The 11,592-nt window shown below is 66.1% G+C and carries 9 protein-coding genes; 7 read left to right on the top strand and 2 right to left on the bottom strand.

Annotated features, from left to right (window positions below; translation table 11 throughout):
- Positions 1-4 precede the first annotated feature (4 nt).
- Together ARTH_RS11395 and ARTH_RS11390 are read right to left on the bottom strand one after the other, a co-directional pair.
- Positions 5-880, bottom strand: a complete 876-nt coding sequence (locus ARTH_RS11395) for an aldo/keto reductase (RefSeq protein WP_011692096.1) — start codon at positions 878-880, stop codon at positions 5-7.
- A gap of 68 nt (positions 881-948) precedes the next feature.
- On the bottom strand, positions 949-1,911 hold the full coding sequence (locus ARTH_RS11390) for a sugar-binding transcriptional regulator (protein ID WP_011692095.1): 963 nt from the start codon (positions 1,909-1,911) through the stop codon (positions 949-951).
- Between the two features lie 124 nt (positions 1,912-2,035).
- Between ARTH_RS11390 and ARTH_RS11385 the strand changes: the two genes are divergently transcribed.
- The 7 genes from ARTH_RS11385 to ARTH_RS11355 all read left to right on the top strand — a co-directional run bounded on the left by ARTH_RS11385 (position 2,036) and on the right by ARTH_RS11355 (position 11,592).
- On the top strand, positions 2,036-3,838 hold the full coding sequence (locus tag ARTH_RS11385) for a glycerol-3-phosphate dehydrogenase/oxidase (protein ID WP_011692094.1): 1,803 nt from the start codon (positions 2,036-2,038) through the stop codon (positions 3,836-3,838).
- A 161-nt stretch (positions 3,839-3,999) separates the two neighbouring features.
- Positions 4,000-4,749 carry an MIP/aquaporin family protein gene (locus ARTH_RS11380; RefSeq protein ID WP_011692093.1) on the top strand — a complete coding sequence of 250 codons (750 nt, stop codon included), beginning with the start codon at positions 4,000-4,002 and terminating at the stop codon, positions 4,747-4,749.
- Positions 4,750-4,807: 58 nt separating this feature from the next.
- Positions 4,808-6,322 carry a glycerol kinase GlpK gene (glpK, locus tag ARTH_RS11375; RefSeq protein WP_011692092.1) on the top strand — a complete coding sequence of 505 codons (1,515 nt, stop codon included), beginning with the start codon at positions 4,808-4,810 and terminating at the stop codon, positions 6,320-6,322.
- Positions 6,323-6,677: 355 nt separating this feature from the next.
- On the top strand, positions 6,678-9,209 hold the full coding sequence (gene leuS, locus ARTH_RS11370) for a leucine--tRNA ligase (protein WP_011692091.1): 2,532 nt from the start codon (positions 6,678-6,680) through the stop codon (positions 9,207-9,209).
- A gap of 69 nt (positions 9,210-9,278) precedes the next feature.
- Positions 9,279-10,283, top strand: a complete 1,005-nt coding sequence (locus tag ARTH_RS11365) for a DegV family protein (protein ID WP_011692090.1) — start codon at positions 9,279-9,281, stop codon at positions 10,281-10,283.
- Positions 10,284-10,326: 43 nt separating this feature from the next.
- Positions 10,327-10,512: a hypothetical protein gene (locus ARTH_RS11360; RefSeq protein WP_043429806.1), complete on the top strand. Its 186-nt coding sequence runs from the start codon at positions 10,327-10,329 to the stop codon at positions 10,510-10,512.
- Between the two features lie 99 nt (positions 10,513-10,611).
- On the top strand, positions 10,612-11,592 hold the full coding sequence (locus ARTH_RS11355; protein ID WP_011692089.1) for a ComEA family DNA-binding protein: 981 nt from the start codon (positions 10,612-10,614) through the stop codon (positions 11,590-11,592).

Below are 11,592 nucleotides of genomic sequence, written 5' to 3'. Positions count from 1 at the left end.
AATCCTAGTTGACGTCGTCAGGGTTGGAGCCGGTGCGGTGGCCGCGTTCCAGGGCGGCGAGGGCGGCCATCTCCGCCGGGTCCAGGGTGAACCCGAAGACGTCCAGGTTTTCCCTGATCCGGGCATAGGAACTGGCTTTCGGGATCACCACGTTGCCGAGCTGCACGTGCCATCTCAGGATGATCTGCGCCGCGCTCCGGCGGTGCGCTGCTGCCAGCTCGAGGACTACCGGATCCGCAAGCACCTGGCCCCGGCCCAGCGGGCTCCAGGCCTCGGTGCGGATGCCTAGCCGGTCGTGCAACTGGCGGAGTTCGTCCTGCTGCAGCCAGGGGTGGAGTTCGATCTGGTTCACTGCAGGGACGACTTCGGCGGTCTCCAGCAGGTGCTCCAGGTGGGCGGGCTGGAAGTTGGACACCCCGATGGCCCGGATCCTGCCCTCGCGGTAGAGGGTCTCCATGGCCCGGTAGCTTTCCGTGAAAAGCCCGCGGCGGGCGCATGGCCAGTGGATGAGGTACAGGTCAACATATTCCATGCCGAGGTTGGACATGGACGTGTCAAAGGCCCGCATGGTGGCGTCGTAGCCATGGTCGTCGTTCCACACCTTCGTGGTGACGAAGAGGTCCTCGCGGGAAAGCGACGGTGCTGCCTCGCCGGAGCCTCCGGCCGGACCGCCGCCCGCGAACCCGGCAAGCGCACCGATGGCCTTGCCTACCCCGGTTTCATTCCCGTACATGGCGGCAGTGTCGAAGTGACGGTAGCCGGCCTCGAGGGCCATGGTTACCAGGCCGGCGGCGTCTGCAGGGGGAACCTTATAGAGCCCGAAGCCCAGTTGGTCGATCAGCACACCGTTGTTGAGGCTTAGTCGGGGCGAGTTCTTCATAGGACTGACTCTACCGACTCGGCGCCGTCCGCTCCCCGGGACAGGCCGGGCGGGACTGGCAGCAGGCCTCAGGACAGTCCGTCAAAGCTGACCAGGCGGCGGGCGGTGGCCTCATCGAGGATCAGGTCCGTTGCCAGGCCGGCGGCGAGCGCGCCGCGCAATCCGTTGATCTTCGAGGCCCCTGACACAACGCAGATCCGCCGCCTGACCTGCCGCAGCTGCGCCAGGGCGGGGCCGGTGGACCTCTCATTGAGCGTGATGCCGTCAGAGGATCCGTCCCCGCGGAAAAACACGGTGGCTACGTCACCCACCACGTCGGAGTTCGCCAGAATATTCAGGTCGTCTTCGTCGAGGTATCCGCCGGCATAGACGTGGCTCGGGTAGTCGGCGTCCACCGACCCCACGCCGAAGATGGCAATGCTCATGCGCGACTGCAGCTCAAGGATGCGCTGGACGCTGCGTTCATTCCACATGGCGGTTTTGGTGGCTGCGTGGTCGAAGAAGGCAGGAACGGGAAACTGTTCAACGCGTGCACCGTAGGCACTGCCGAACCTGCGCATGATGTCGCTGGCGTAGGTAATGCCGGTGGTCTGCATGTTGCCGGCGCCGTTGAGCTGGACGATCACGCTGTCGTGGGTGATCTTGCGGGTGAGGTGCCTGCTGACGGCGCTAAGGGTGGATCCCCAGGCGACGCCGATGATGGCGTTGGAGTCAACCAGCGGCCCGATCGTCCTTGCAGCCTGCATGGCCACCCTGTCAAGGGTTTCCGCTTCATTAAGGGTGTCCAGCACCGGGACGACGTGGACATCCACCCGGTATTGGGTGCGGATCATGTTTTCCAGTTCCGGCCCGGTGTCGAGCGGATTGCGGATCTGGATCTGGACCAGGCCGGTCTCCCGGGCAGCGGAAAGAAGGCGGGAAACCGTGGATCTGGACGTCCTGAGCTCTCTGGCTATGGCGTCCATCGTGAGGTCCTGGAGGTAATACAGTTGTGCAGCCCTGAGGGCTTCTGAGTGGCGTGAGCGCGGCATTCGGCTTCCGTTCTGCACGTTTGTGCATAGTGCTTGACTCCATTTTCCATTACTCCAAAGAATAGTGATGAACGGCGCCGCGCTGTGAGGTGCGCCGCACAGGACCAAACCCGAAGGAGCAGATTTGGGAACCAACGATTCATCCGGCCATCCGGCTACCAGCCGCCAGCGGTCATCAGTGCAGAGCCTGCGCAAGCGGCCCCGCGCCCAAGTCCTGATTATCGGCGGCGGGATCAACGGAGTCGGCACCTTCCGCGACCTGGCACTGCAGGGCGTGGACGTTGCGCTCGTTGAACGCGGGGATTACTGCCAGGGGGCCAGCGGTGCATCGTCGCACATGATCCACGGTGGAATCCGATACCTGGAAAACGGCGAGTTCCGGCTGGTCCAGGAGTCCGTCGTCGAACGCAACAGGCTCCTGCGCATCGCTCCCCACTACGTCAAGCCGCTCCAGACCACCATCCCTATCTTCAGCACTTTCTCGGGTGTGCTGTCCGCGCCCCTGCGGTTCCTGACCCACAAGCAGCAGGGCAAGCCGAAGGAACGCGGAGCTTTCCTCATCAAGGTCGGGCTTAGCATGTACGACTTCTTTTCCCGCGACGGGGGCACCGTTCCGCGCCACCAGTTCCGCGGCAGGAAGCGCGCCCTGGCGGAGCTGCCACGGCTGCACCCCGGCATCAAATACGCGGCCACGTACTTCGATGCCTCGGTCCACAACCCAGAGCGCCTCACCCTTGACGTGCTCCAGGACGGCGAGAAGGCCGGCGCCAGCGGGCAGAGCGACGCGCGGGCCAGCAACTACCTCTCGCTCGTCGCCATGGGCGGAGCGGCCGGCACGTCAGCCGGGCCCACCGGCGGCAGCACTGTCCAGCTGCGCGATGAACTGACCGGAGAGGTGTTCGACTTCACGGCGGACGTCATCGTCAACACCACGGGGGCGTGGGTGGACCTGACCAATGAGGCCATGGGCGCCGCGTCGATGTTCATGGGCGGCACCAAGGGCTCGCATATCGTGCTGGACCACCCCGGCCTCCTCGAAGCCTGCAACGGCCGCGAGATCTTCTTCGAGCACACGGACGGCAGGATCGTGCTCATCTACCCGATGGGCGACCGTGTCCTCGTGGGGACCACCGACGTGGACGCGGACATGGCCGAGGACGCCGTGTGCACCGACGACGAGATCGACTACTTCTTCGACCTGATCGGCCACGTCTTCCCGGACGTCGCAGTGCATAGGGACCAGATCGTCTACACCTTCGCCGGCGTTCGCCCGCTGCCCAGGCACGACGCCACCCAGCCCGGCTTCGTCAGCCGCGACTACCGCATCGAACGCAGTGCCGGCGGCCAGGAAGCGGCATCCGGCGGCAGCGGCGCCGTCGTACTCAGCCTGGTGGGCGGCAAATGGACAACATTCCGGGCGCTGGCCGAACACCTCACAAACGACGTGCTCAAGGAACTGGGCATGGACCGGAAAGTCTCGACGGCGAAACTCGCCATTGGCGGCGGAGCCGGCTTCCCGGACAGCCAGGCCGGAGTCCAGCAGTGGATCAAGGCCCACATGTCCGCCGGCCGCGACGCTGACCGGATCTCCGGATTGCTGACCCGATACGGCACCCGCGCCGAAGAGGTGCTGCGCTACCTCGACGCGGGCCCGGACCGGCTCCTGCACTCCACCCGTGAACTCAGTGTCCGCGAACTGGAATTCATGGCCCGGAACGAACAAGTGGGGCACCTCATCGACGTGCTGATCCGGCGCACCTCGCTGGCCTTCCGCGGGCTGGTGACCGGCGAACTCCTCAACGAGGTGGCAGACGTCCTCGCTGCCCCGCTGGAATGGGACGCCGCTGCCAGGGCAGCCGAAATCCACCATGCCCAGGAGGTGCTTGAACGCTTCCACGGCGTCCAGGTCCACAGCCTGGTCGCTTAGAAAGCTTGCGTGCCCGGGGAGGAATTGCCCGGGCGCAAGGGCTGCGCAGTCCCGCTGGAGGAGCAGCCAGCGCAGCAGCCGGCCGGCAACGCAACAACGTTGCCGGCCCAACAGCCCTTCAAATCGCGAGGGGCTGACAACAGAAAATAGAGGAGTCAAAGATGTCTCTTGGAATTGTTTTCCTTTCCGAAGTATTCGGAACCGCAATGCTCACCCTGCTGGGTTGCGGCGTTGTGGCAAACGTTGCGCTCAAAGGCACCAAGGGCAACAACGGCGGATTCCTAATGGTCACGTGGGGGTGGGGCATCGCGGTCTTCGCCGGCGTCTATGTGGCGGTAAAGTCCGGCGCACACATCAATCCTGCCGTGACTCTCGGCCTGCTGGTGAACGGGAAAAGCGAATATGCGCCCGGGGTGCCCGTCGACTTCGCATCCACACTGACCTACTTCGGCGGAGAACTCCTGGGCGCGTTCCTGGGCGCAGTCGTCATGTGGCTGGCCCACAAGCAGCACTTTGACGCCGAACCGGAACCCGCCAGCAAGCTCGCCGTGTTCTCCACCGGCCCTGCCATCCGCTCCACCCCCTGGAACCTGATCACCGAGATCATCGGCACGTTCGTGCTCGTCTTCGTCATCCTGACGTTCGGCGGCACCCCCTCGGGCCTCGGCCCGCTCGCTGTGGCCCTGCTCGTCGTGGGCATCGGCGTGTCCCTCGGCGGTCCCACCGGCTACGCCATCAACCCCGCCCGTGACCTTGGTCCCCGCATTGCGCACGCTCTGCTCCCCATCAAGGGCAAGGGTTCCAGCGACTGGAGCTACTCCTGGATCCCGGTCGTCGGGCCGCTGGTAGGCGGTACCCTGGCCGGCGCTGTCGCAGCTGTAGTGCCGATCATCGCCTCGGCAGCTTCCTGATCCGCCCGCGTTTCAACAACCCCGTCAAGCCCTTCAGACAACAGACAAGGACGTCAACATGAACCAGTACGTAATCGCCATCGACCAGGGCACCACCAGCACGCGCGCCATCGTCTTCGACCACAGCGGCAGCATCGTCTCCTCCGGCCAGATGGAACACGAGCAGATCTTTCCGCAGGCCGGCTGGGTGGAGCACGACCCCGCCGAAATCTGGAACAACACCCGCGAGGTCATTGCCTCGGCGCTTTCCAAAGCGAACCTGACCCGGCACGACATCGCCGCCGTCGGCATCACCAACCAGCGCGAAACCGCCGTCGTGTGGGATAAGACAACGGGCAAGGCGATCTACAACGCCATCGTCTGGCAGGACACCCGGACGCAGGACATCGTGGATGAACTGGCCAAGGACGGCGGACCGGAGCGCTTCAAACAGAAGGTGGGCCTGCCGCTGGCCACGTACTTCTCCGGCACCAAGATCAAATGGATCCTGGATAACGTGGAAGGCGCCCGTGCCAAGGCCGAAGCCGGTGATCTGGTCTTTGGCAACACTGACTGCTGGGTGCTGTGGAACCTCACCGGCGGAGTGGATGGCGGCGTGCACGTCACGGACGTCACCAACGCCTCCCGGACCATGTTCATGGACCTGGACACGCTGTCCTGGGACCAGGAGATCCTTGACGCCTTCGGTGTTCCCGCGTCAATGATGCCCGCAATCAAGTCCTCCTCCGAGGTGTACGGAACCGTCCACACCTCGCAGTTGCTCCGGGAAGTGCCGGTTGCCGGCATCCTCGGCGACCAGCAGGCAGCCACGTTCGGCCAGGCGGCATTTGATGCCGGCGAAGCCAAGAACACGTACGGAACGGGCTGCTTCCTGATCTTCAACACCGGCGAGGAGATCGTCCATTCCAAGAACGGACTGCTGACCACCGTGGGCTACAAGCTGGGGGATGCTGCTCCGCACTACGCCCTGGAAGGCTCGATCGCCGTCACCGGATCCCTGATCCAGTGGCTGCGGGACAACCTCGGCCTGATCAGCAGTGCCCCGGAGGTGGAGACGCTCGCGGCCTCGGTCAAGGACAACGGCGGCGTCTACATCGTGCCGGCGTTCTCCGGCCTCTTCGCGCCGTACTGGCGGTCCGATGCCCGCGGCGCGATCGTTGGCCTGACCCGCTTCGTGAACAAGAACCACATCGCCCGTGCGGCGCTGGAGGCCACGGCCTTCCAGACCCGTGAGGTGCTCGACGCCGTCAACGCGGACTCCGGTGTTCCGCTGACTGAGTTGAAGGTCGACGGCGGCATGGTTGCCAACGACGCCCTGATGCAGTTCCAGGCGGACATCCTGGGCGTTCCGGTGATCCGGCCGAAGGTTGTGGAAACCACCGCCCTCGGTGCCGCCTACGCTGCCGGCCTGGCCGTCGGCTTCTGGAAGGACCTAGGGGAGTGCTCGGCCAACTGGTCCGAGGACAAGCGCTGGGAACCGCAGATGGACGACGCCGAGCGGGACCGCCAGATGCGCCTCTGGAAGAAGGCCGTCACGAAGTCCATGGACTGGGTCGACGAGGACGTGAAATAGTCTGACCTGTCGTTGATGGCAGCCGCACCTGCCCCGCCCGCTTCGCGGTGCCCACCACACCCGGGCGAGGTGCGGCTGCCATCAACCTATCCGTCAGCTATTCAGCCGCTCGTGGCGACTTACGTTTAGCTGATGGTAGAGGTGCGCTAAAGTAGTTCTATGCGTGCGATCCTTCTGCTTAGCTAGCCGCCCGGTATCCCGGACCTACTCGGATTACCGCGCGGCAGCCCCTCCATGTCGAGGGGCTTTTGTGTGTCTGGAGCCCTTCGGGGCCGGCAGCAGGGGATTAGGGGGCCGGGGCTGGACAGCAAGCCCGGGCCGTACGAAAAGCGGTACAGAACAGAAGAGGGCAGCAGTGAGCGTTCAGCCGGAGACAGAGACCGGAACAGCAGCAGTCGCGACGGAAGGTCCCGAGGAGGGCACCTACAGCTTCGCCGCGATGGAGGCCAAATGGCCGCAGGTGTGGGAAGACCTCAAGGTGTTCACACCCGTCGACGACGGCTCGCGCGAGCGCCGCTACGTCCTCGACATGTTCCCCTACCCCTCAGGCGACCTGCACATGGGCCACGCCGAGGCGTTTGCCATGGGCGACGTCGTGGCGCGCTACCTGCGCCAGAAGGGCTACGACGTCCTGCACCCGATCGGCTGGGACTCCTTCGGCTTGCCCGCCGAGAACGCCGCCATCAAGCGCAACGCGCACCCCAGCGAGTGGACCTACGCCAACATCGACACCCAGGCGGCGTCCTTCAAGCGCTATGCGATCTCGGCGGACTGGTCACGGCGCCTGCACACCTCGGACCCGGAGTACTACCGGTGGACCCAGTGGCTGTTCAAGCGCTTCTACGAACGCGGCCTGGCGTACCGGAAGGATTCTCCGGTCAACTGGTGCCCCAAGGACCAGACCGTACTGGCCAACGAACAGGTGGTCAACGGGGCCTGTGAGCGCTGCGGCACCGCTGTAACCAAGAAGTCCCTGAACCAGTGGTACTTCAAGATCACCGACTACGCCGACCGGCTGCTGGACGACATGGACGAACTGCGCGGCCACTGGCCCGAGCGTGTCCTGGCCATGCAGAAGAACTGGATCGGCCGGTCCGAAGGCGCCCACGTCAACTTCGTGATCGAGGCCGCCGGCGATAAGCCGGCCAAGGACGTCACCGTCTTCACCACGCGCCCCGATACCCTCTACGGCGCCACGTTCTTCGTGGTTGCAGCAGATGCGCCGATGGCAGTGGAGCTGGTCACGGACGAGCACGCCGCGGCCCTGGACGCGTACCGCGAACAGGTCAAGGCGCTGTCCGAAATCGAACGGCAGTCCACCGAGCGCGAAAAGACGGGCGTCTTCACCGGCCGTTACGCCGTCAACCCACTGAACGGCGAAAAGCTGCCCGTCTGGGCGGCCGACTACGTGCTGGCGGACTACGGCACGGGCGCCATCATGGCGGTCCCGGCCCACGACCAGCGCGACCTCGACTTTGCCAGGACCTTCGACCTGCCCGTCCGCGCCGTGCTGGACACGGGGGAGGACGACCCCGCGGTGACCGGGAAGGCCACCGCCGGGGAAGGCACCCTGATCAACTCCGGCGTGCTCGACGGCCTGCCCAAGGCCGAGGCCATCCCGACGGCGATCGACATGCTGGAGAAACAGGGCACGGGCGAAAAGTTCGTCAACTTCCGCCTGCGTGACTGGCTGCTCAGCCGCCAGCGCTTCTGGGGCACGCCCATCCCGATCATCCACTGCCCTGCCTGCGGCGAAGTTCCGGTTCCCGACGACCAGCTGCCCGTCACCCTGCCGGCCGACCTGCGCGGCGAGGACCTGTCCCCGAAGGGCACCTCGCCGCTGGCCGCGGCCGAGGCCTGGGTCAACGTTGAGTGCCCCAACTGCCACGGTCCCGCCAAACGCGACACTGACACCATGGACACGTTCGTTGACTCGTCGTGGTACTTCCTGCGCTTCGTGTCGCCGCAGTACACCGAGGGTCCCTTTGATCCCAAGAAGATCAACGACTGGATGCCTGTGGGGCAGTACGTGGGCGGCGTGGAGCACGCCATCCTGCACCTGCTGTACGCCCGGTTCTTCACCAAGGTCATCCATGACCTCGGCATGATCGACGCCGACGAACCGTTCAGCGCGCTGCTCAACCAGGGCCAGGTCCTCAACGGGGGCAAGGCCATGAGCAAGTCCCTGGGCAACGGCGTCGACCTCGGTGAGCAGCTGGACAAGTACGGCGTCGACGCCGTGCGCCTCACCATGATCTTCGCCTCGCCGCCGGAGGACGACGTCGACTGGGCTGACGTTTCGCCGTCGGGCTCCGCAAAGTTCCTGGCCCGGGCCTGGCGCCTGGCGCAGGACGTAAGCAGCGCGCCCGGCGCGGACGCTGCCCAAGGAGACCGGGCGCTACGCTCCGTCACGCACCGCACCATCGCCGATGCCGCCGCACTGCTGGACAGCAATAAGTTCAACGTGGTGGTGGCCAAACTGATGGAGCTGGTCAACGCGACCCGCAAAACCATAGATGCAGCCTCCGGCGCGGGCGGGGCGGATCCCGCCGTCCGCGAAGCAGCGGAAGCTGTCGCGGTCATCCTAAGCCTTTTCGCGCCGTACACGGCCGAGGACATGTGGAACGTTCTGGGGCATCCCGCCTCGGTGGCGAACGCCGGCTGGCCCTCGCATGACGAAGCGCTCCTGGTGCAGGACACGGTGACCGCCGTCGTCCAGGTCCAGGGCAAGGTCCGCGACCGTCTCGAAGTCTCTCCGGAGATCGGCGAAGACGAGTTGCGTGAACTGGCCCTCGCGTCGGAGAACGTCCAGCGCGCCCTCGACGGGCGGGGTATCCGCACGGTCATCGTGCGTGCACCTAAACTGGTCAACATCGTCCCGGCGTAGCCCGGGCACCGGCCGCCGGTATTGCCGGCGGCCGGCCATGACGTTTTACCGGAGCAGCAGGGGGACGCCGTGAACGACCGGGAGCCGGCCGGCTGGCCGTGGCTAAAGGAACGGCTTGTCCGCCTGCGGCAGGTTTCCAAGCCAGGGGCTGCGCCGGAAGCCGTGGTCCCGGCCGCCGTCGTGCGCACCGCGGTGGTGACCGATTCCGCAGCCGCGCTGCCTGCGGACTGGGTCACGGACTTCGCCGCCGACGGGCGGCTGACCGTGGTGCCCATGCCGGTCATGGTGGGGGCGGAGATTTACGGCGAGGGCGAAGACGACATCACCGACACGATCGCCGTGGCGCTGGCCACCGGGACGCCGGTCAAGACGTCACGACCGTCACCCGGCCAGTTCGAGCAGGCCTATCTTGCGGCGCTGCGACGCGGTTTCGAAGCCGTGGTCTCCGTGCACATCTCCGGAGCGCTGTCCGGCACCGCCGACTCCGCCAGGCTTGCGGCAACCCGTGTAGGCATCCCCGTGGAAGTGGTCGATTCGAAGACCGTGGGCATGGCGCTGGGCATGGGTGTGCAAAGCGCAGTGGTAGCGGCTGCGGACGGCCGCCCCGCAGCCGAAGTGCGCGCCTTCGCCGAAGACCGGATGGCCCGCACCAAGGTCTATTTCTATGTACCCAGCCTCGAGCAGCTGCGCCGCGGCGGCCGGATCGGAGCGGCGGCGTCCCTCTGGGGAACCATGTTCGCCATCAAGCCGATCCTCGCCGTGGATGACGGGAAAATCGTTCCGCTGGAGAAGGTCAGGTCCGCGGCAAGGGCCGTGGCGCGCCTTGAGGAAATCGTGGTTGCCGACGCCGCAGCGCGGCCCGCCGGCCAGGCCAGGCTGGCAGTCCACCATTTTGGCAACCCCGGTGAGGCGGCGGAGCTTGCGGGCCGGCTGGCAGCCGCGCTACCGGAAGTGCCTCCGGCGCAGATCAGTTCGCTCCCGGCCGTACTCGCTGCCCACGCGGGACTGGGGGTCCTTGCCGTGATCGTGGGGGAGAGCAGCACGCCGCAGAAGGAACCCCCTCTGGTCCGATAGCTTTGCCGGTAGTACAGTCTCCCCACCAAGCAAGGAGGCTCCCATGACAATGCAGGTGCACCACGTTGCGCAGTTCGACAAGGACGTGTCCGAAGAAGTCACCAACTGGCTGAAGTACCTCAAGGGCCAGGTGACAAGCGTCCAGTTCCTGACGACGACTGTTCCCGACCCCAAGGCGCCGGAATCCTGGCGGGTCCAGTACGAGGCCTACATCACCTACCAGAAGTAGCCGGCAGGCCGGGGAACCGCAGAGGAAGCCGCCGGCAGCGCTTTCCACATACAGTCATTCGCGCTGTCTGTGCCGCCTCCATTTGCCTAGCGTGGGGGTATGTCACGCCGGAACGCGGAAGCGGGAGCACCTGCCGCGGCCAGCCGCGCGCGCCGGCGCCTGGCAACCACACTGGGGCCTTCCGGCGGCGGTGACGGCGGTGGATCCGATGCCGGGAACCCGGGTTCGGCGGGGCTCCTGGGGTACGGCGCCGGGGTTCACGGCCACGGGTCTTTCACGTATGACGGCGGTGCGCAGCCGGAACCTGGCGCCGTTGGCGGCTCGGCCGCCGATTCATCCGCCGTTTCCGGAACACATGCACCGGCGAAGTTCCGCTGGCGCTCGGGGTTTCGCGTTGCGGTGCTGCTGGGACTGCTGAGTCTCCTGCTGGGCGGCTGGTTCTGGTGGGATGTGGCAGCCAGCCGTCCCCACGTGGTGCCCTTGAGCGACGTCAGCAGCCCGGAAGTCAGCGCGCAACAGGAAGGACATCCCGGTTCAGGGCCGGGAGGATCCGACGGCGCCTCAACGGGACGACAGCCTTCAGGTGCCGCATCCGGAGCGAAGATCATTGTCCACGTGGCGGGGGCCGTCAACCGGGCGGGCGTTGTGGAACTGCCGGAAGGCAGCCGGGTCCACGAGGCCATCGCCGGTGCGGGTGGAAGTGCGGAAGGGGCTGACCTGAACCGGTTGAACCTTGCCGCCGTCCTGGCCGACGGCCAGAAAATCCACGTTCCGCTGGTGGGGGAACCGGTGGACGCCCCTGGGGCGGCAGCCGGCGCCACCGGACCGGGAGCCGCGGGATCGGGGCCCGGCGACTCAGTCCCCGGCCAAACGGGAGCGGAGGGCGGGAAGATCGACCTGAATTCGGCGTCTGCCGAGGAACTGGGCGCATTGCCCCGGGTTGGTCCCGTGCTGGCCCAGCGCATCGTCGATTGGCGCAAGGAACACGGCCGGTTCAGCACCGTTGAGGAACTAGACGCGGTGGACGGTGTTGGCCCCAAGATGCTGGAAACGCTGCTGCCCCTCGTTCGGGTGTCCTGA

The sequence above is a fragment of the Arthrobacter sp. FB24 genome (assembly GCF_000196235.1).
In the GTDB taxonomy this organism is placed as follows: domain Bacteria; phylum Actinomycetota; class Actinomycetes; order Actinomycetales; family Micrococcaceae; genus Arthrobacter.
This window is presented reverse-complemented; position numbering and strand designations above follow the sequence as displayed.

Excerpts from the sequence above, each read along its gene's own strand:
- ARTH_RS11360 (WP_043429806.1), top strand. The coding sequence starts at position 10,327 with ATGACAATGCAGGTGCACCACGTTGCGCAGTTCGACAAGGACGTGTCC.
- ARTH_RS11355 (WP_011692089.1), top strand. The coding sequence starts at position 10,612 with ATGTCACGCCGGAACGCGGAAGCGGGAGCACCTGCCGCGGCCAGCCGC.
- ARTH_RS11395 (WP_011692096.1), bottom strand. The coding sequence starts at position 880 with ATGAAGAACTCGCCCCGACTAAGCCTCAACAACGGTGTGCTGATCGAC.
- ARTH_RS11390 (WP_011692095.1), bottom strand. The coding sequence starts at position 1,911 with ATGCCGCGCTCACGCCACTCAGAAGCCCTCAGGGCTGCACAACTGTAT.
- ARTH_RS11380 (WP_011692093.1), top strand. The coding sequence starts at position 4,000 with ATGTCTCTTGGAATTGTTTTCCTTTCCGAAGTATTCGGAACCGCAATG.
- glpK (WP_011692092.1), top strand. The coding sequence starts at position 4,808 with ATGAACCAGTACGTAATCGCCATCGACCAGGGCACCACCAGCACGCGC.